This is a genomic window from Alkalihalobacillus pseudalcaliphilus (genome assembly GCF_028610675.1).
In the GTDB taxonomy this organism is placed as follows: domain Bacteria; phylum Bacillota; class Bacilli; order Bacillales; family Bacillaceae_D; genus Alkalihalobacillus; species Alkalihalobacillus pseudalcaliphilus.
Genome location: NZ_JAQQWS010000002.1, coordinates 113,239 through 132,662, shown reverse-complemented (window position 1 = coordinate 132,662; position 19,424 = coordinate 113,239). Strand labels below are relative to the sequence as shown.

18 protein-coding genes are annotated in these 19,424 nt (G+C 36.7%); 12 read left to right on the top strand and 6 right to left on the bottom strand.

All coding sequences use genetic code 11. The features are described from left to right. The first annotated feature begins 398 nt into the window (after positions 1 to 398). Together PQ479_RS07305 and PQ479_RS07300 are read left to right on the top strand one after the other, a co-directional pair. A complete protein-coding gene (locus PQ479_RS07305) occupies positions 399 to 1,082 on the top strand; it encodes an ABC transporter ATP-binding protein (RefSeq protein WP_047986851.1) in 684 nt (227 codons plus the stop codon). Beyond that, positions 1,079 to 3,694: an ABC transporter permease gene (locus PQ479_RS07300; protein WP_047986852.1), complete on the top strand. Its 2,616-nt coding sequence runs from the start codon at positions 1,079 to 1,081 to the stop codon at positions 3,692 to 3,694. Before PQ479_RS07305 ends, PQ479_RS07300 begins: the two co-directional genes overlap by 4 nt. Positions 3,695 to 3,752: 58 nt before the next feature. Here PQ479_RS07300 and PQ479_RS07295 read toward each other — a convergent pair whose 3' ends face one another. Next, entirely contained in the window at positions 3,753 to 5,234 is a 1,482-nt protein-coding gene (locus PQ479_RS07295) for an ankyrin repeat domain-containing protein (RefSeq protein WP_047986853.1), read from the bottom strand. A gap of 86 nt (positions 5,235 to 5,320) precedes the next feature. Further along, on the bottom strand, positions 5,321 to 6,241 hold the full coding sequence (locus tag PQ479_RS07290) for a D-alanyl-D-alanine carboxypeptidase family protein (protein ID WP_053070264.1): 921 nt from the start codon (positions 6,239 to 6,241) through the stop codon (positions 5,321 to 5,323). Between the two features lie 182 nt (positions 6,242 to 6,423). Here PQ479_RS07290 and PQ479_RS07285 point away from each other — a divergent pair, with 182 nt between their 5' ends. From PQ479_RS07285 to PQ479_RS07275, 3 genes are all read left to right on the top strand, one after another. After that, positions 6,424 to 6,903 carry an ArsR/SmtB family transcription factor gene (locus PQ479_RS07285; protein ID WP_047986854.1) on the top strand — a complete coding sequence of 160 codons (480 nt, stop codon included), beginning with the start codon at positions 6,424 to 6,426 and terminating at the stop codon, positions 6,901 to 6,903. Further along, entirely contained in the window at positions 6,900 to 8,171 is a 1,272-nt protein-coding gene (locus tag PQ479_RS07280; RefSeq protein ID WP_047986855.1) for an MFS transporter, read from the top strand. The genes PQ479_RS07285 and PQ479_RS07280 overlap by 4 nt, the downstream gene beginning before the upstream one ends. A 68-nt stretch (positions 8,172 to 8,239) precedes the next feature. Continuing rightward, positions 8,240 to 8,962: a nucleotidyltransferase domain-containing protein gene (locus PQ479_RS07275; protein WP_273716885.1), complete on the top strand. Its 723-nt coding sequence runs from the start codon at positions 8,240 to 8,242 to the stop codon at positions 8,960 to 8,962. A 739-nt stretch (positions 8,963 to 9,701) separates the two neighbouring features. On the opposite strand, the gene PQ479_RS07270 is transcribed toward PQ479_RS07275, so the two are convergent. Continuing rightward, positions 9,702 to 10,361 carry a cupin domain-containing protein gene (locus tag PQ479_RS07270; RefSeq protein WP_047986856.1) on the bottom strand — a complete coding sequence of 220 codons (660 nt, stop codon included), beginning with the start codon at positions 10,359 to 10,361 and terminating at the stop codon, positions 9,702 to 9,704. A gap of 92 nt (positions 10,362 to 10,453) precedes the next feature. Between PQ479_RS07270 and PQ479_RS07265 the strand changes: the two genes are divergently transcribed. Then, complete coding sequence (locus PQ479_RS07265) at positions 10,454 to 10,684, top strand: hypothetical protein (protein WP_047986857.1); 231 nt, start codon at positions 10,454 to 10,456, stop codon at positions 10,682 to 10,684. A 254-nt stretch (positions 10,685 to 10,938) separates the two neighbouring features. On the opposite strand, the gene PQ479_RS07260 is transcribed toward PQ479_RS07265, so the two are convergent. Together PQ479_RS07260 and PQ479_RS07255 are read right to left on the bottom strand one after the other, a co-directional pair. Next, positions 10,939 to 11,148 (bottom strand): hypothetical protein, encoded by a 210-nt coding sequence (locus PQ479_RS07260; protein WP_047986858.1) that lies wholly within the window; start codon positions 11,146 to 11,148, stop codon positions 10,939 to 10,941. Positions 11,149 to 11,474: 326 nt separating this feature from the next. Beyond that, positions 11,475 to 12,023 (bottom strand): hypothetical protein, encoded by a 549-nt coding sequence (locus PQ479_RS07255; RefSeq protein ID WP_047986859.1) that lies wholly within the window; start codon positions 12,021 to 12,023, stop codon positions 11,475 to 11,477. Positions 12,024 to 12,279: 256 nt separating this feature from the next. Here PQ479_RS07255 and PQ479_RS07250 point away from each other — a divergent pair, with 256 nt between their 5' ends. The 4 genes from PQ479_RS07250 to PQ479_RS07235 all read left to right on the top strand — a co-directional run bounded on the left by PQ479_RS07250 (position 12,280) and on the right by PQ479_RS07235 (position 16,361). Then, the gene (locus PQ479_RS07250; protein ID WP_047986860.1) at positions 12,280 to 13,485 is read left to right on the top strand and encodes a hypothetical protein; all 1,206 of its coding nucleotides are present in this window, start codon (positions 12,280 to 12,282) and stop codon (positions 13,483 to 13,485) included. 117 nt (positions 13,486 to 13,602) lie between these two features. After that, positions 13,603 to 14,760, top strand: a complete 1,158-nt coding sequence (locus PQ479_RS07245; protein WP_047986861.1) for a hypothetical protein — start codon at positions 13,603 to 13,605, stop codon at positions 14,758 to 14,760. Between the two features lie 19 nt (positions 14,761 to 14,779). Beyond that, positions 14,780 to 15,679 carry an ABC transporter ATP-binding protein gene (locus tag PQ479_RS07240; protein WP_047986862.1) on the top strand — a complete coding sequence of 300 codons (900 nt, stop codon included), beginning with the start codon at positions 14,780 to 14,782 and terminating at the stop codon, positions 15,677 to 15,679. Beyond that, entirely contained in the window at positions 15,672 to 16,361 is a 690-nt protein-coding gene (locus PQ479_RS07235; RefSeq protein ID WP_047986863.1) for a hypothetical protein, read from the top strand. The genes PQ479_RS07240 and PQ479_RS07235 overlap by 8 nt, the downstream gene beginning before the upstream one ends. Positions 16,362 to 16,424: 63 nt before the next feature. On the opposite strand, the gene pepT is transcribed toward PQ479_RS07235, so the two are convergent. Further along, positions 16,425 to 17,657: a peptidase T gene (gene pepT, locus PQ479_RS07230; protein WP_047987058.1), complete on the bottom strand. Its 1,233-nt coding sequence runs from the start codon at positions 17,655 to 17,657 to the stop codon at positions 16,425 to 16,427. A gap of 225 nt (positions 17,658 to 17,882) precedes the next feature. Here pepT and PQ479_RS07225 point away from each other — a divergent pair, with 225 nt between their 5' ends. Both PQ479_RS07225 and PQ479_RS07220 read left to right on the top strand, forming a co-directional pair. Continuing rightward, complete coding sequence (locus tag PQ479_RS07225) at positions 17,883 to 18,287, top strand: hypothetical protein (protein ID WP_047986864.1); 405 nt, start codon at positions 17,883 to 17,885, stop codon at positions 18,285 to 18,287. A gap of 132 nt (positions 18,288 to 18,419) precedes the next feature. After that, positions 18,420 to 18,932: a FixH family protein gene (locus tag PQ479_RS07220; RefSeq protein WP_047986865.1), complete on the top strand. Its 513-nt coding sequence runs from the start codon at positions 18,420 to 18,422 to the stop codon at positions 18,930 to 18,932. The last annotated feature ends 492 nt before the right edge of the window (positions 18,933 to 19,424 follow it).

Here is a 19,424-nt window from a genome sequence, read left to right as displayed (position 1 = left end):
TCGGCCCCCATTCCCTCCGCTCCGGTCGGTGCTAACCTCTTAATTAGTAATCTTCTCATACAAAACCCACATGGCGAAGCTCATTCACTTCGTTTTTTGTTATTACTTTTTAATGGATGTTATTTGTACTTGAGAATCAGCAGTACCTAGCGGACGAAAACATACGGAGACGCCCATGGGACATAGTGGCAGAGCCGAAATCCACTAGCGAAGCTAGTTAGTTCGGCGCCACCCCATAGGACGCGGAGCATGATTTTCGGTAGCGGCGAGTAGAACTCCGCATTCTAGCGTTAGCCAACTTTCATACAAAAGTGACGATATTGTCATTTTCACAGTCACGGTTCTGTCACGATAGCTTCTTATACTAAAGGTATCAACAAATAAAGGGGACAAATGGTATGGACATTTTAAAAATAGAGAATTTATCAAAGGAATATGGAAAAGGGGAAACAGCGGTTAAGGCATTAAATGATGTTTCTTTTAATGTGAAGAAAGGTGAATTTGTAGCTATTATTGGGCCGTCAGGTTCTGGTAAATCAACACTATTGCATCTGTTAGGAGGTGTTGACCGCCCTTCAAGTGGCAAGGTTTGGGTTGGTGGCACAGATATGTATGAGTTAAATGAAACGAAGTTAGCTATTTTTAGACGGAGACAAATCGGACTCATTTATCAGTTCTACAATTTACTCCCTGTGTTATCGGTTGAGGAAAATATGACCTTGCCGATATTGCTTGACCAACATAAAGTAGACCAAAAACATTTTAATGAAATGGTGCAAATCCTTGGTCTTGAAAAGAGGTTAAATCACTTACCTAACCAGTTATCTGGCGGACAGCAGCAACGAGTATCGATTGGACGAGCCCTTATTTCTCGCCCAGCCATTATGTTAGCTGATGAACCAACAGGTAATTTAGATAGTAAGAATAGTAAAGAAATTATCGATTTGTTAAAGATGTTTAATAAAACGTATCAACAAACATTAATTGTGATTACCCATGATGATCGTATCGCCTTACAAGCAGACCGTGTTATTTCGATTGAAGACGGGGTGGTTGCTAAGGATGAGGTGATTCGTCCATGAATATCGTCAACAAAGTCACGATTAGGCATTTAAAGGAAAATAAAAAAAGAACACTTGTGACTCTACTTGGGACGATTATTTCTGTAGCAATGATTGTCGCTGTAGCAACGCTTGGTGCGTCTTTTATGAATATGTTACAAAAAGACTCCATCGCCAATTACGGTGAGTGGCATGTGATGTATGGGGAGCTTGATCAAGAACAAATTAAAACGATAGAGGCTGATGAAAATACGGCTGCACTATCCTTAATCAAAGAAGTTGGTTTTGCTCATTTAGAAGAAAGTCAAAACACAAACCGCCCTTATTTATATATTAATGAATTTAATGAAACAGCTTTTGAGCAAATGCAAGTTCAATTAGTAGAGGGACGACTACCTAAGAATTCAAATGAAATTATTTTAAGTGAAGAAATAGCGAAAACAGCAAGTGTAGCCAATGAAATTGGTGACGTAATTCATGTAGCGACAGGCACAAGGGAATCTCACCATGGTGAGTTTGAAATGCCTCCTAATAGTAATGTGAGCTTACATGTGGTTGAAGGTGAAGTAGCAGAATTTATTGATGAAACAGACGAAGTAAGCTATACCGTTGTTGGTTTTATGAAGTCACCCATTCTTGATTATCCATGGTCAGCTGGCTATTCAGCGATCTCTTATCTAAGTGAAGAGACGATATCAAGCTCAAATGAGATTTTAGGGTATTTGACACTTAATAAAGTGAAGCGTTCCATCTTTGACGAATATAATGATTTTTCGGAGCAAAATGATTTAAGCGGGCTTACATTTAATCACGATTTATTAAGATACCATGGCTTTACGGTAAATGATAGTATGCAAGCGACGATCTTTGGTATGTTAGGCATCATTATTGCGATTATTATGGTCGGATCGATTGCCTTAATTTATAATGCTTTTGCGATTTCTGTTTCAGAACGATCTCGATATTTAGGGATGTTATCGAGTGTTGGTGCTACGAAAAGACAGAAGCGGAATTCGGTTTATTTTGAAGGTCTCATTATTGGATTAATGAGTATTCCTATCGGTATTATATCGGGAATTGCCGGTATTGGTATCACGTTAATGGTTGTTGGTTCGTTACTAGAGGGAATCGGTTTTGATGGCGAGTTGACATTGACTGTCTCATGGTTCTCTATTCTTGTATCCATCGCGATTTCAGTGTTGACAATTTTTATTTCAACGTATATTCCAGCACGACGAGCTTCAAAAATTACGGCCATTGATGCGATCAGACAAACACATGATGTGAAGCTAACAAAAAGGAAAGTTCGCACACTACCATTTATCCGCAAAATATTTGGTGTTGAGGCTGAAATTGCTTTAAAGAATTTAAAACGGAATAAAAAGCGTTATAATATTACCGTTTTATCATTAACTGTTAGTTTAGTTTTGTTTTTAAGTGTTTCTTATTTTACAAATAGTATTGAACGGTCTTACTCGATGTCTAGTAACACAACAAATTATGATATTGTTGTGAACTCAAGCAATTATGAAGGTGAAATGGACGAATTGATGGGCCAAATTAATACGCTCACTGATGTTACGGAATATAGCTTGAATCGTTCTTTTTATGCGAGTTCGTTAATTCCTGCCGAAGCGGCCACTAATGAACTAGTTCAACTAGCGAACGAAACTGAAGGATATAAAGTAGGCAATGAATATTCCTTTTCCTTTACGCTCACAACAGTAGACGAGGCGAGTTTTATCGAATATATAGATGAACAAGAACTGTCGCTACGCGATTTTCAGGATATGACAACGAAACCTGTAATTGTTATTCATAAAGCCACCTATGAGGATGCTGCAGCAGGCCAGTATGTTGAAAATGAATTAATTCATTTAAATGAAGGTGATAGTCTCGACTTAAGTTTTGATTATTGGCCACGGGAAGCTGATAGAGAAGTGATTTCTACCGTAACCGTAGGGGCATTAACGGCGCAACTGCCGATGGGCTATTACCAGAACTGGACTGGATCAACGACAGTGATTGTTTCACCACGTGTATTTGACCAGTTGGTGGAAGAATTCAAGGCAAGCGATCAATCATTCCAAGAACCTGCCTATCAGTTATACTTAACGACTGATGACCCTATGGCAACACAGGAACAGCTAGATGCTCTTGATGCAACCAATACGATGGGTATTCATAATTTATATGAAAGCCGTCAAGCCGATGAGAGTATTCAAAAAATCCTTTCTATATTTATTTACGGGTTTATTACACTGATAACACTCATTTCGATCGCCAATATCTTTAATACCATTTCTACAAGTATTTCATTAAGAAAGCGTGAATTTGCGATGCTGAAGTCGATGGGTATGACCCCGAAAGCCTTTAACAAGATGATTCGTTTTGAAAGTATTTTCTATGGAATGAAGGCGACATTATTTGGATTGCCACTTAGTATTTGGTTGATGTACATCATATATGGTACGAATTCAAACTCATTTAGGTATGCTTTTGAATTACCTTGGTTAAATATTGCCATTGCTATTTTAGCCGTATTTATTATTGTAGCAGCGGCGATGATGTATTCGATGTCGAAGGTGAAGAAAGAGAATATTATCGACGCTTTAAAACAGGAAAATGTATAAGCATTAAAAGAGAAGTACGAGGGAATCAGCCTCGTACTTTTTTTACGTGATGTTGTATTTATCTATCCACATTATTAAAAAAATCACGTAACCCATGTTCATCGGTTTGAAACTTCTCATAGACATTTTGTCCATCCCCATCAGAAATGGTCGGGTCTGCTCCATTCTCATAGAGTAACTTGGCCGCTTGGTAATATTCATGTGCAAGGGCAGCAGATAAAGGAGTTCTGTCAAAGTATAATTGATTAGGATTCGCACCATCTTGTAAGGCGACTTGTAGCATTTCAACTTGGTTGTTTTCTACTAAATAACCTATCGCCATTAATTGGTTATCATCTGTTATGTTGATATCTGCCCCGTGCTCTAATAAAAGTTGGGCGATGTTAGGGTGCTCGTAAACATAAGCTTGAATTAATGGGGCAGTTACGCTAGGTGGGTGAGGACTAGCCCCGGCTTCCAGTAATAAATAAGCGGCATCATAATTCCCATATTCGGCTGCATAATTGAGCGGAGACAAACCATCAAGATCAACAGAGTCTAAATGAATGTCATCTTGAAGATATTGCCTGACGCGATCATTCTCATGTTGTCGAATCGCTTCTATTAAAAGAAAAGGTGTGTCGGCTGTGATTCCATTGCTTAATGCGATATTTGTATCTGGTACATTGCTATTGACCTTTGTGGTAGTAAGTGTATAAAGGAGGCTAATCGACAAGGTCAAGCTAATGATCAATCCATAAAAGGTAAAAAGCAGGGGCTTCCCTTTCAGTAAGGCATGACTCGATGCTTGAAACGTATCCCTTTCGATGGATTGATAATATTGAGTTAATGATGCTAGTCTGTTAGATAAAAGTGGTTGTGGAGAAAAAAATTGATACAATCGGACAGTGGTATAGGTGTTCTCTTTAAATTGATCTTTGTATGTGCTAGTTGTTAACAAAGAAATTAGGTTGGGCCCGAGTGCTAAGTTGTTCAGAACCTTTCTTGCTGTGTGAAAATCCTTTGTATGAAATAATGCCTGCTGATCAACTTTATAAATGACAGCACGTAGATAAGCAAGAGGGAAAATCGGGAACAGAAAAGCCGGAATAACAAAGATATTTTTCCATACTTGTCTTTTTTGAAGGAGAAGAATCTCCCTTGTCATCACAAACGCGAGCTCTTTTGTGTCTACAGTTATGTCATGATGAGAAAGAACGACAACATGTTGATTACATAGTAGGAAAATGACTGTTTGAAGAGCCGATTTGTTTTCGACTATGTATAAGTCAGGCTGTTTTTGTATCTTCATACCTGTAAGTATTTCCTGCCAAATGCGATACAGTTGTGGGTTTTGTTTGTCGGTTACTTGAATACTAGTCGCACGTATTCGACCAATTTGGACAAAATGGAACAAGTACAAAATACCAAAAAAAGTCATCACTATAATAAGGAGGCTTGGTATAAATAATAGTGTTAAATAAAGTAGGACAGTCGTAAATAGTAGACAAAGACTTAAATAAACATACTCTTTATGAAGAGTGATTTCTTTATTGCCCATATGTTATGCTCCTTAACAAATCATTCTATTATATGAATATAAGCAGGGAATTCCTATGAAAGGAAAAGCTATATGATAACGAGTACTTAATACGTTAAATGATCGTAAATATATATGGCATCCATCGTGTGTAGTGGCAAGAGGTGTCGATTGGAGGCGTCCGCTCCAGCTGTAATTAAGATATAATCACGTCCATCAATTGTTGCAAAGCTTGCCAAACATAGACCCGCAGCATCTGTGAATCCAGTTTTACCCCCTCGTATTTCCCCGTCTTTAAAAAGTGACTGTTCGATACGGTCGATCATCATAAACATCGTACTTCGGAAAGAAATACCGTCTTCTCTTAAATTGGTTGAAAGAGTCGCGTGTGTATCGGTTTCAATAATTTTTTTGAAAAGTGGGTTTTCTAATCCTGCCTTTAACAAAAGTGACATGTCAAAAACCGTTGAGTAATGCCCAGCCGCGTCCATCCCCGTTACATTTGTGAACCGGGTCGCGTTCATATTAAGTGCTTGAGCTTTTTCATTCATAAGCTGAACGAAGGCTTCTTCAGAACCAGCGATGTATTGGGCAATTGTTAATGAAGCCTCTGCACCAGAAGGCAGCATCACACCGTAAATGAGATCCATTACATTCACTTCTTCGTTAGGTAAAAATCCAGCAACAGATAAGTTCTCTGATCTTAGAAATTCAAACATATCTTCATCAATTCGAATCATAACTTCTTCATTTTCTAGTTTTTCCGCGGCAACGAGTGTCGTCATCATTTTTGTCAAAGAGGCAATGGATGTTTCTTGATAAGCATTTTTTTCATAAATAACTTGCTCGTCATCTAATCGAAGGAGGTAAACATGCTCGCTATGAATTTGTTCACGAACTTCAATTGCTTGTTCATATAGTTGGTGCATCGCTATCGTTGTCGTATTTGTGTGTATATCTTGGTCATGACTAAGAATGGAAACCATCATTAAACCAATACCGTGAAGTATTTGTGCGTAATCGAACATCCCAATTAATCCTTTCTTTTGTACAGTTGTCTTAAGTACAGTTTACCAAAAAATAGTTAATTGTAGTGAATAACCATTTCAATTAATCGATCTAAAAAAATAGATCATTTTAAAAATAAGTTGCGATCTATAAAATTAGATCATATAATGAATGTAGATAACAAATGATAAGGAGGAATACAATGGAATATCGTCAAATGGAAATTAATTTGAAGCAACAGAAACTTATTTCTAACTCGTTAAGAACAAAGATTATATATTTATTAGCGGAAGAAGCTATGACTTCCAAACAAGTGGCAGAGGCATTAGGTATGTCTGCAGGTAACATTCATTATCACATCCAGCAGCTTTATAAAAATGGTATTCTAGAATTAACCGAAACTCGTGAAAACAAAGGTATTAATGAAAAGTATTATCAGGCGAAGGCGACTCATTTTATTTTAAAGGATGCACAAGCATTAAATGTGGTGGATGAAAGTATCATTGAATCTCTACAAACGAATCTAGATCTAACTGAAGAAGATTTAAAAGAGTTGAAGAAAGATTATAGTGAGATATTACAAAAATATTTAAAACGTTCGGTAGGGAAGAGCGAGCAAGAGAGAAAGAGCTATTTACTCAACATGCAAATTAGAAAACCTAATGAGGGGGATGGAGAATGACTTTATTTAACCGCAATTTTAGCATCTTATTTTCAGGTGCATTCGTGAAAGGGCTTGGTAGCGGTATTTATGCCGTTGCCGCCATGCTATTAGTTTTACATTTAACAGGAAATGTCTTTTATTCAGGACTCACTTTTTTTGTCATTAGTATTCCGAATATTCTTGGTTTTTTAATCGCACCACTCGCTAATTATATCCCGTATAAAGTATCGATGATTGTAGCGGAATTTATGAAATCGGCCTTGCTCGTCTCCATTCCCATTTTATACTTTTTTGAGCTTCTACATGTTTTTTATGTGATCGGTATTATGTTCTTGACAGCACTTATTTCACAATTTACGTACCCAATTGAATCAACATTAATTCCAAGTTTTGTTGGGGGTAAAAATGTTGTGAAAGCAAATTCCCTCATGCAAACATTAAGAGAAGGAATGGATATTGTTTTCTTAGCTATTGCAGGTCTTCTCATTGCTTTTATTGGAAATGCCGAGGCGGTACTTATTACAGCAGCCTGTCACTTCATTACCGGGATCTTGTATATGTTTTTTAGAATGGAATCCAATCTTCATAAACAGGAGGATGCAGAGGTAAAATCAGGAATTCGCTCATATAAAGAAGATTTGAAGGAAGGCTTCACCTATATAAGTGGCTCGAGCTTATTTAAGAAGATGCTAGGTCCGGTCATTGTTATTAACTTTTTCTTTGGTGGTATGTTAGCGGTGCTCCCAGCATTTACATTAGAAATTGGTGGAGGGGACCAACATTACGGCTATTTTTTATCGGCCATTACAGTTGGTAGTTTATTAGGGGCAGTTGTAACCCCTAAGCTCAATCAAATACCATTAGGTAAGTTATATGTGTATGGGTTTATGCTAGCTGGATTATCAGTTATGACGATTTCCTTTGTTCCATTTTGGGTAGGGCTTTTGCTCATCATGATGACCATGATAGCTGTCACAGTTACGAATATTCTACTTTTCTCTATTATTCAACAAAAAGTAAAATTAACTTTAGTAGGGAGAGTTATTACCGTTATTTCGAGTCTAGCAGGAGTGGCGACACCGTTAGGTAATTTATTCGGTGGTGCTGTTGGCAGTATCGACGTCAAATACCCAATCATCTTAGCGGGTATGGCAATCTTTTTGTTTAGCATCTATTTTCTTGTTCAACCCCATCTACGGACAATACCAAGGTCTGATCTCGTTAGCTTTAATCCTAAATATGAGATCACAGCAGATGTATTAGAAAAAAATGCCGTATCGGAATAAAATACTGAACATTTCAACTTTTTAGTGATAAAATAATCAAAATGATGAAGGATGGATGTGTACAAACGGTGGAACAGCAAAGGTTGGCAGCTGAGCTAGCAGCGAAAAAAATAGTTGAGAAGCGATATCCATACTGTGAATTAGCTCTATTAGCAGGAAGTGTCGTGCGTCATGAAAGTACAGAAACGTCAGATCTTGATTTAGTAATCATCATGGATAAGGAGCGATTACAAGAGGCTTATCGAGAATCTTTCTTTCTTTTAGACTGGCCGGTTGAAGCCTTTGTTCATACAGAGGTTTCACTTGCGAAGTTTTTTACTTTGGATGTTGAGAGAGGCAGGCCCTCTTTACCACAAATGGTTCAGGAAGGTCTTTTAATCAAAGGAAGTCAGCAATTATCTAGCCGTTTAAAAAAGGAGGCAAAACAGCTTCTTATTAAAGGGCCAAAACGATGGCCAACGGAAGAGATAAATAGACGTCGATATTTCATCACCGATTTACTTGATGATTTAAAAGGTAGCACAATACGTGCTGAGCAAATTTTTATCGTCAATGAGCTCATCCAGCAAATAACGGAATTCATTTTAGGTACGAATCAAAAATGGCAAGGAAATTCCAAATGGACAATAAGATTATTAGAGAAACATGATAAAAACAAGGCCACCCAGCTTCTTCAGGCAATGGAATCATTTTATCAGGAAAAAGAAAAACACCCTATCATTCAATTTACCATCAACACACTTAAACCATATGGAGGACCCTATTTTGAAGGGTTTTCTATTGGGAAGTAAAGAAAAAGTGATTTTTGGGAGCAGCGGGTAGAAATCGGCACATGAGCATCATCACTAATTTTCAAAAAACCGTTTATGTCGGAGTCAAAACCGCTCCACCACCAACAAAGATGAAAGTCAGCCACTTTGACGATCCATAAGATTTGTGCAGAAACTGAGGCTAAATCTAGGAGTAACAGCACAAAGAGGCCAACGTGATAGATACTCAATGGGAGCGGATGAGTAAAGTTACGAAAAGGTGCGAACGTGTCAGTTACTCGAAGGAAGAAGGTGAGTAACTACACAAAAAGGTCATCATGTCAGTTACTCAAGGAGCATGATGTCACAATGAGCTCTTGAGCTTAATGATTAGTCGTAACCTGTAATACTGGAAGTGAACTTGACGAGATTCAATGTAACAACCATTGAAATTTCATATAAAACCGGCATGGTGGAGGCCCATTCCTCCGCCACCAACAAAAATGAAAGTAGTGGCGAATTTTTTAACAGTGGGCACGTCGTACATTTCACCTTTGTTTTTTCATTTGTAATGAAAGTAAAATGTTTTTTGAAATTTAGCCGTAACCGAGCGGGCGAGTTATGCGGAGACTCCCTCGGTAAAAGCTCCCGCGGGACATAGTGGCAGAGCTAGATCCAGCGGCTGCGCCGATTAGATCAGCCCCACCCCATAGGACGCGGAGCATCATTTTCGGTAGCGACGAGCAATGCTCCATTTCGTACTAGCCTTCATACAAAACAATCAATAAAACCGCCTATATGCATCATAAGAAAAGGCAGGGTAGACTTGAGCATAAGTCGGCTCATAGGACGGACTTTGACTAGGAGCTGGATACCCTCTATTCATAGATCCATCGACAGCCCTTTGAACATGACAATCAGAAGGTGGGCCTATAAATAGATTTGGTTGTACCGCATGAGTCGCAGCTTTCCACTTTTCTTCATCCATACAATAAGTAGTAGCCATAATCTTATCAGGAGTAAAGTGTAAGATATCTGAACCTAAAATAACCTCAGGCTGTGGGGCATTAAAAATCGCTAATAGATGTGTTTGATCTGAAGTAGCAAATTCATAATGCCACCACCCTTGAGGTACATTTGCTACTTGCCCAGGGTTAACGGGAATATTCATTAACGCTTTTGTAAAAGGATTCAAAATCGAGACAACAGCAGAACCAGAAATACAATAAACAAGTTCAGCAGCATTTTGGTGATAATGAGGTTCGATGATATTGGATTTACTGAGATAAATATCCAATAGTGACGTATTATCTAACGTATTAAGCTGCTGTACCCCCATTACATTAATAAAGTTATTTGAATCTTTACTTACTAGCCGACTTTGCTTCATATCATAGAAGAATTGAGCCGATGGATTTGTATAATCCATATATGTTGTCATAAGCATACCTCCACAATCATTATATTCAACTATTGATAAGGTATGTGCCTAGTCAAAATATGTGCAAAATCAAAAAGAGAGAAGGAAGAAAGATGAAATGGATTTCTTGGGTTATACTATTGACAATTGTAGGATTTGGACTAGTGATGATTAACCCTATTTTCTCAGCCCCCATTGCTTTTGGTTTGCTCTTAGGAACGCTACTTTGGGTTGGGCAGAAGGTATCTGATTTACATGCTGCATTTGTTATAAAAAAATCAGTAGCTGAACAAGTCTATGAAAAGTATCTCAACGATAAAAAGCAAGAAGTGAAAGATTCATAGTAAAGAACCTATGGATATGATCCTTAGGTTCTTTTTCTAACGCTCTTGGATAATATCTGTTTCTTTAAAGACTCCATTAAGTTGGTCAATTAATTGTTGAAAAGGAGTTCGCTACTTGATCTAATTGAGCAGTTGAGCTCGCTTGTTCATCAGCCGATTCTGAAATACGAGGTAAATCTGTGTGAATAGCCTTGTTAATACTTTCGATACGTGTAAATAGTCGCCCTGTAACTTGTGCATTGAGGACGAGTTTTTTAGTCAACTGAGTGGATAACGAGCTTTTTATGTTTACTTCGTCTGTCAAAGAGATGATTTGTTGGAATATGAGCAGTTTCATTATTATATGAAATGCCATCAGCTTCTTGAATGGCTTCTTTCATTTCCGTATTCAAATTCTCCGTTGGCAGTTGAAGGTTTGCCATCAATTGTAGGCTTTCTGTAGCAGCAACATTTGATTGCCTCACTTCGTTGAAAAGCTATAACAAAGTTTTGTCATGTGCTCTTACATTCTTTAATAGGAAGAGTAGCTTGATGATTTCTGATAGAGCTATTAACACAAATCCATAACTAAGAGGCAGGTATCTACCAGACATTGTGCTATACAGGAGAAGATGCCTCAAATGTTGTTGGAGTTCGTATGATAAGTTTACAGAACTATATTTGAAAGAGAGCATAAGTGGATTAAGTACATCTAAATAAAGAATAAAAGCATTGTAACTCAAAGAGGATAGTAACCATAGTAAGCCAAAGAAAAAAAGGAATCGAACGACTCTTTTTTCACCTTTATAAATCATGACCGACTTTGATTAGTAAACCAGTCTAAAATCTCGGGGTAATTCTCAAACTTCAATAACTTAGGCTGGAACTCACCTAATTCAACGAGATGTGCTTCCTCATTTATGAGAGCGATGATATACCCTTCAAAAGGAGGCACGATAATCTCCTCTACATCTAAGCCAAGCTGTTCAAAAAAGTGATGAACCTTATATTGCTCTGATGCCTTCAAACGAACGACTTCTTCTTGTTTTTCCTCTTCCTCTTGCTTTTGATAAACGACAGTTGGCGTTTCCTCTAACTTCTTGTGATGGTTATGTAGAACTTGAATAAGTTCTGCAGCAGCAATCATAAAGATTCCAGAGAATCCAAAGGAATTGTATGAATAAAAAACGGTTTGGATGATCATTCTAAACCTTTCATTCTCACTGCCATAATAGTTGTAATGATTAGAATCCGAAAATTCTAAATATACGAACAGCGAAACTGTGCAAAATCCGATTATTGTGATGAACAAGCCAATTATAAATAAAAATTTAGCAACGCCATTACTATATCTCTTCACATCATTCCTCCTATCTCGTTTTAGGTTCATTTAGTGAAATAGTAACATAGGATTCAAAATCATGGGAATAAATATTTCAATATTTCAACCCTTAAAATTGAAAGAATATTTTACTAATTCAATTATCTGTAGTAAAGTAGAGGAGATTGTTCCATAATTCTACATATTTAGATCTTTTATGATGTAAAAAGATTTAAAAAGATGATATTTGGTTAGATGACGATTTTACTATTATAGAATTTGAAGGAGTTTACAAATGAATGGTGCTTTTTATAAACATGAATTTAATATTATGCTGAAAAGTCGTAAAAATTTATTGTTTTTGCTACTGCTAGGAATCGGTTTGGTTATATATTGCTTTATGATCCTGCCAAACTATCAATCTTATAATTACTATGATCGGGAACGAGCTGAATTAATGGTTCAAGAAAAAGAAGCCATGCAGGAGGGGCGCGAAAGAAGAGGTGCTACTGGCATTATTCTTTTTACAGGAATGCCAGTTTATGCAATGGATCAATACGAAATTAATATCAATAAGGCAATGATGGCGGCGTTAGATGATGAAAATTACTACCGTTTCTTTCATTTACATATTTTGAACTTTGGGTGGAATCAAGGGTCGTTTTTACTAGATGATCCTCATTTTGATGATTCGCCGTTTCCTCAAAAAGACCGGAACCATATTTACTACAAGACGATGATAAAAAATGAAAGCCTGATTTCAAGTGACTTTAAGATAACACCTGCTTTAATAAGTGAGCAAACGACCGTACAGGCTTTGACAAACTTATTCTTAGGTTATTTACCTTTTGTTTTATTATTTATCGTTATCTTTTTTTCAAGTGATGTAGTGGTTCGAGACAGATTAAACAAAACGATCATTCAAGGAATACCGTTGTCATGGTATCGGGTTATAAATATTAAATCCTTGGTTGTTTTCTTTTATAGTTTACTCATAATCGTTGCTCTCGCTTTATTGGCCGTAATGTTTATATCGATTCAGTTTGGTTTTGGATATTTATCGCTTCAAATAGGGACTATGCCTTTGCAACAAACTTTTACTTTACTTGATTATGAAACGATGTCGATCGGCTCTTATCTATTATTGACGTTAAGCTTTTTGCCGATATGTGCCTATTTATTTATTCGATTAAGTGTTTTATTTAATCTTATCTTCAAAAATCAGTGGGTTGTTTTAATTACTAGCAGCCTAGTTTTATTTTTGGAAACTTTTTATTTTACTCGTACAACGCGTGAGTTGTTTGGGATAGACGTAAGCTTCTTCCCACAAACGTACTTTGATTTCGGTAAAGTCGTTACTGGTGAAAAGAACTTTCTAATTAATGTGGAGTCAATCACTTATACAAAGGGAATAGTTGTGCTATTAATTAGCATCTTAGTTGTTGAAGTCACCTTGTTCATCATGGCTAAGTGGATAAATAAGCGCAGGTTTTATAAGTAATAGCAAATATAGTTCGCGATAATAAAATTATCAAAAATCTCCATTGGATAGATGGAATTATCTGAATATAAATGTTGGGAATGGTCTGTTCATTTACTGAGGAAAGGATAACTATTTATGTATGGAAAGTATGCAAGATTTGAGTTTAATTTACAAAGGAGAAATAAAAAAAATTTATTTTTAGGGTTATTACTTATTTTATTTTTTGTTGTTTCTTTTCATGTATTTGAAACATCGAAGCCCATAACTATTTTTGATGAAAAGCGTGAAGAACCAGCTATGTACAATTCTATTTTTAACCAAACATTACCTCTAGATGAATTACCGGAGGAAGAGAAGGAGATAGGAGAACTTTTAAGAGAACAGTCGAGTTTAGTTAATTTCCAAATATGGTATCTCAGGCAAAAGGAGTGGGATGCATTTTTAGACAATGCCTTCGAGTTGACAGCAAATCGTTTAAGAGTGCATGAGCTAGATAATTTAGGTATTCCTGTGAATTTAATTATTCCTATACAAGATATATTAAAAGAAGAGGTGTTCTTTCGATACATAGATGAACACAATCTAGAGTTTCAACTAGAATCTGTTACATCGAGTCAGTATCTAGTACACATCATGCGGAATCTAAGTGGGCTTGTATTCCTATTACTAGTTATGTTATTTGCTAGTGAAATACTCTCTTATGAAAGCAGGCATCAAAGTATTATGCAAGGGTTGCCTTTGAAGTTTATGAACAAGATACACGCAAAGGTTATGGTTAGTTTTCTATTAATAGCAATGCTTTTATTGATAGGAGTAGTCTTAGGTGGAGTTTATTCCTCTTATCAATCTAGTATAGGAGATTTTATGGCCCCGGTAGTCATATATTTATCAGGTGAATACATGGCAATTTCTACAACTACCTTCTTAATTTTATTAGTTGGTGGACAGTTAATCGTATTAATATTTCTCCTATATTTAGCTAGTTTATTAAATATGTTATTAAAAAACGCTTTTGCTACCGTTGTATTTGGATTGTCATTGTTTTTTATACCAGATGTGTTCGGCTCACTGAATATTGATGTCCCATGGTTGCACACAATTAAGTTAATTGATATATATTCTGTATTAATGGGAACATCATCTGTTCAAGCAACATTTACACATATTGATTATTTATGGGCGATGATTTATTTAGTCATTGCGACGTTTGTTATTATCCTCATTATTTACACTATTAATAAAAGAGATTATTTGAAGAAATTTAGTATATTGCATAAAGAACGTAAAGCTTAAAAGAAATGGGGCAGTTAGTATGCTAGAAGCAAAAAGTATAACCGTTGCTTTCGGAGACAATAAGGTTTTAAATAATCTATCTTTTACGGCAAAGAAAGGTGAGATTGTTGGATTAGTTGCTCCAAATGGAACAGGTAAAACAACATTATTTAATGTAATGTCCAATTATTTAAGACCTAAATCTGGGGAGATCGTTTTCGATGAAAAATATAAGTATGAATCAGAGAAATCAGAGGTTTATATTCACAAACATCTGATCAGTTTTCCTGAACAAAAAGATCTGTTTGATGACTTATCTGGAATAGAGCATTTATATCTTTATGCGGATATGTGGAAGGGAAATCGTAAGCAAGTTAAAGATGTGGTGGAATATTTAAATATGGGTCATTATGTTAAGAACAAAGTAAGGACTTATTCGTTAGGAATGCGTCAGCGCTTATCCTTTGCGATGATGGTGGCTGCTGATACGCCTGTTATGATTATGGATGAGGTAATGAACGGGCTAGATATTACAAATGTCGCGTTGATTTCTAAAAAACTAGCAGAAATGAAAGAGGAGAATAAGTTAATTTTTGTTGCTTCCCATTTGTTAGAAAACTTAGATTTATATGCAGACCGTGTTTGGTATTTAAAGAATGGCCATTTTGTACATGAACAAATTTATGAAGAGCAACAAGACGCTTTTATAAAAGTAGATATATCTGAAGAACAATATCAATTTTTAAAACAGAAATATGAGTTACCATTGGAACACCATTTTATCGCCAAACATAAACTATGCTTTCCTATAACGGGTCTTGATATGAAAGAACAAACAAAATGGATTGAGCGATTTTTAGAAATATCGAATCATGAGCTAGAGGTAGGTCCATTAGGAACGATGGAATTTTATGAAAGGTATTATCTAGAAGATGAATAAAATAAGTTTAATTGTTATTATGGTAGTATTTATGATGATTCTAATCGGTTGTACTCAACCAAAAGTAGATGAAACTCAAGAGCAAATAGCTTACCTCGAAAACTATGAGATTATAGGCGAGGAAAGGGAAGATAGGATTGGTTATGTTCCTGACCAAATTTTTGTAGAGGTCGACCGCAGTAATGAGGGTGCTACTGAATTTGTGATTTCGCCTTCTAGAGAGCAGGGAGAGTTGTTTTCGCTCCCAGAGGGGCGTTATATAATTTTTCCTGAATACGCCGGAAATTTATTTATTCGTGATGAAACGGGAGAAATTATCTATCAAGAGTTTATCGGTAGTTTCATGGGTGTTGCTCAGGTGACATTTGACATTCATGAAAACTATACGATCGAGGTAGACCAAGGGGTTACCTTTGCTTATTTGAACCCTGTAGAAACAGTTATCTCAAATGAATTAAGTGCAGGTATGTGGCGAGTAGGAAGTGATATAGCCCCTGGACAATACGAATTAGATGAGTATTTTGGTTATGGTTATTTACAAATATTGAAAGAAACAGGCGAGCATCACGTTTTTGAACTCGTTTCATCTATAAATAGTGAAACAACACCGCTCTTTGATTTAGCGGATGGAGATGTCATTATTGTTTCTGGGATTTCGTTGATCCCGTTAAAACCATTATAAGTGTTGCTCTCAAAGGGTATCTTTAAAGAAAAAAGCTCTCCATGATATGGGAGAGCTTTTTGGCTATTCTTTTGCTTCAAATAACTGAACTATTTCCACGATCACTTCAGTGGCTTTAACCATATTATCAGCAGATATAAATTCGAACTTGCCATGATAATTTTCTCCACCTGTAAAAAGGTTTGGAGTAGGTAAGCCCATATAAGAAATTTGTGAGCCATCTGTTCCACCACGAATTGGCTCAATAATTGGCTCAATACCGAGATTTTTCATAGCTTTAGAGGCAATCTCAACAACTTCAAATACAGGTTCAATTTTTTCCTTCATATTATAATATTGATCCGTTATGTCGAGAAAGACCCGGTCGGTTTCGTAAATAGCATTAATGTCTTTCACAATGGATTGCAATTTACTTTTGCGTCTTTCAAATCCTAAGCGATCAAAGTCACGAACAATATAATACATCTGGGTTTCCTCGACGTCTCCTTCAAGAGATAAAAGGTGATAAAAGCCTTCGTAACCGTCTGTAAACTCAGGTGCTTCAGCAGCAGGTAAGCGCCGGTTAATTTCCATAGCAATTTTTGTAGAATTAACCATTTTCCCTTTAGCCGTTCCTGGGTGGATATTGGTACCTTTTATCGTGATTTTAGCACTAGCGGCATTAAAGCTTTCATATTGCAACTCGCCAATAGGGCCACCATCTAATGTATAAGCAATATCTGCTCCAAAAGCTTGAACGTCGAACTTATGTGGACCACGACCGATTTCTTCATCAGGTGTGAAGGCAATGCGAATTTCCCCATGTTTAATATCTGGATTCTGGATGAGGTAGCTCATAGCTGTCATAATCTCAGCAATACCGGCTTTATCATCGGCACCAAGAAGTGTTGTTCCATCTGTAGTGATGAGTGTATGGCCATGGTAATTTTTCATTTGTGGAAAGTCTTTTGTCGAAAGGACGATATTTTTAGTCTCATTTAAGAGGATGGACTCCCCATCATAGCTTTCAATAACTTGTGGATTCACACCTTTTCCGGTGAAGTCCGTGGCTGTATCTAAGTGGGCTAAAAAGCCAATGACGGGTACTTGTTTCGTTGTGTTCGAAGGAAGTGTGGCCATTACGTAACCATTTTCGTCGATTTCTACTTTTTCCATACCAATCTTTTTTAATTCATTTACTAATAAATGGGCTAGCTCTAATTGTCCTGGTGTGGATGGACAGGATGTGGCATTCTCGTTAGATTGCGTATCAATTTTAGCGTATGTAATCAGTCGGTCGATAAGTTCCTGTTTAATCATAACGTGTATCCCTTCTTTACTGTGATGTTAACCATCTTTATGTTTTTGTTTTATCATATCATGTTCGTCAAAAGCTGGCGAATATGGTGTTGGTTTTATTGCTTACGGGCGGTAGTTTGTGCCTTGAAGTTAGCAGGTCATGATACGTTGATTGCTTTGTATAGTTTATCCAATTATTGCAAAGAATACTTCTATGATTATTGATACGATGGAGGAATGGAAATGTATCAGCCAACAGAGCGAATTCAAGAACTTCTAAATGCGTGTGAACAAATTATTAGTCATATGGAAGTAAGTGATTCACATCAGGTGCTTTTTGAGAAAATTAAGCAACAACTTATTAATAGTCGTCAGCAGTTTCAATTTGAAACTCATGATAGTCACACATTTATGCAACTACAACTTACAATGTATGAGCTTAGTAGTCATTTAGAAAAACTGCAGGAGTCAGTTTTAAATGATTATCAAGTGTATACGAATGACAGTATCGATGACTATGAGGCTTTGTCATATAAAGAACAAATTGATGCACCGTCCATTTATCATGCAAAAATTGATTATTATAGTACGACGAAGTTATTAAGTAATTTGGATAAAATTAATTCCGAGTTAAAGCAAATCATATAATATTCATAAATCGTACTATTCTATGAACATCTATGAATTTGTCTGTTATTCTGAGCGGGACTTCACGTATGCTTCACAATTATTGTGTATACTACTTTGTGAGTCATGTGATTGATAAAGGAGTAGATTGAAATGAATAGTAGGATGAAATGGCTTTTTGCAGGATTATTTCTTTTTATACTAACTGCTTGTGGTAATGAGGAGGGCAATGAACAGCCGGACGCATTAGCACCTGTTGAGGTAGAAATGATACTAGATGAACAAATCGATCTGAATGATTCAGTCTCGATCGGAGCTGTTGTTACGCATGGTGAACAACATGTGGAAGATGCTGATGAAGTGATATTTGAAATATGGTCGATTGGCGACAAAGACAACAGTGAAATGATAGAAGCCGAGCATACTGAAAACGGCTTATATGAGATTGAATATACGTTTGAAAGTGAAGGTATTTTTTATGTTCAATCTCATGTAACAGCTCGTGGTTTACATGTCATGCCAACAGAGGAAGTCATTATAGGAACTTTGTCAGATGAAGAAATTGAGGCAATTAAAGAAGAACATGAAAATCATGATGAACATAGTGAACACGAAGACCACCATGACCATCATGAAGATGAAGAAGAGGATCACTCTGGCCACTAAGCTGGAGTGATTTTTTTATAGTGAATAAGATAGTATTCCAGTAGCATATCTAGATTGACTTCAACGAGCATAAATGTCACAAGAAATATGTGGTGTTGGTGGTGTACACCTCACAGAACGACGCGTCATTTTCGGTAGCGGCGAGTAGAACTCCGTATTCCAGCGTTAACCAACTTTCATACAAAACTTCCATGATGACTTGCCTTAGCAACTCATTATCAACAAACATGAAAGTTGGATATTGCTTTTAGCATGTTGGACTCTTCATTCACTTTCATTATAGTCATTGTTATATGAAAGTTATTTGAACTTGAGAATTAACAGTACCCAGCGGACGAAAATATGCGGAGACTCCCGCGGGACGCAGTGGCGGGCTGAGATCCACTGGCGTAGCCAGTTAGCTCAGCGCCAACCCGCAGGACGCGGAGCATAATTTTCGATAGCGACGAGTAGCGCTTTATGTTCGCACCAACTTTCATACAAAACCAAAAG

What these genes read in the sequence shown, in the direction of transcription:
- PQ479_RS07220 (WP_047986865.1), top strand. Translation starts at nt 18,420, where the DNA reads ATGAATAGTAGGATGAAATGGCTTTTTGCAGGATTATTTCTTTTTATA.
- PQ479_RS07290 (WP_053070264.1), bottom strand. Translation starts at nt 6,241, where the DNA reads ATGTTCGATTACGCACAAATACTTCACGGTATTGGTTTAATGATGGTT.
- PQ479_RS07235 (WP_047986863.1), top strand. Translation starts at nt 15,672, where the DNA reads ATGAATAAAATAAGTTTAATTGTTATTATGGTAGTATTTATGATGATT.
- PQ479_RS07245 (WP_047986861.1), top strand. Translation starts at nt 13,603, where the DNA reads ATGTATGGAAAGTATGCAAGATTTGAGTTTAATTTACAAAGGAGAAAT.
- PQ479_RS07250 (WP_047986860.1), top strand. Translation starts at nt 12,280, where the DNA reads ATGAATGGTGCTTTTTATAAACATGAATTTAATATTATGCTGAAAAGT.
- PQ479_RS07280 (WP_047986855.1), top strand. Translation starts at nt 6,900, where the DNA reads ATGACTTTATTTAACCGCAATTTTAGCATCTTATTTTCAGGTGCATTC.
- PQ479_RS07225 (WP_047986864.1), top strand. Translation starts at nt 17,883, where the DNA reads ATGTATCAGCCAACAGAGCGAATTCAAGAACTTCTAAATGCGTGTGAA.
- PQ479_RS07270 (WP_047986856.1), bottom strand. Translation starts at nt 10,361, where the DNA reads ATGACAACATATATGGATTATACAAATCCATCGGCTCAATTCTTCTAT.
- PQ479_RS07265 (WP_047986857.1), top strand. Translation starts at nt 10,454, where the DNA reads ATGAAATGGATTTCTTGGGTTATACTATTGACAATTGTAGGATTTGGA.
- PQ479_RS07285 (WP_047986854.1), top strand. Translation starts at nt 6,424, where the DNA reads ATGGAATATCGTCAAATGGAAATTAATTTGAAGCAACAGAAACTTATT.
- PQ479_RS07300 (WP_047986852.1), top strand. Translation starts at nt 1,079, where the DNA reads ATGAATATCGTCAACAAAGTCACGATTAGGCATTTAAAGGAAAATAAA.
- PQ479_RS07240 (WP_047986862.1), top strand. Translation starts at nt 14,780, where the DNA reads ATGCTAGAAGCAAAAAGTATAACCGTTGCTTTCGGAGACAATAAGGTT.
- PQ479_RS07305 (WP_047986851.1), top strand. Translation starts at nt 399, where the DNA reads ATGGACATTTTAAAAATAGAGAATTTATCAAAGGAATATGGAAAAGGG.
- PQ479_RS07295 (WP_047986853.1), bottom strand. Translation starts at nt 5,234, where the DNA reads ATGGGCAATAAAGAAATCACTCTTCATAAAGAGTATGTTTATTTAAGT.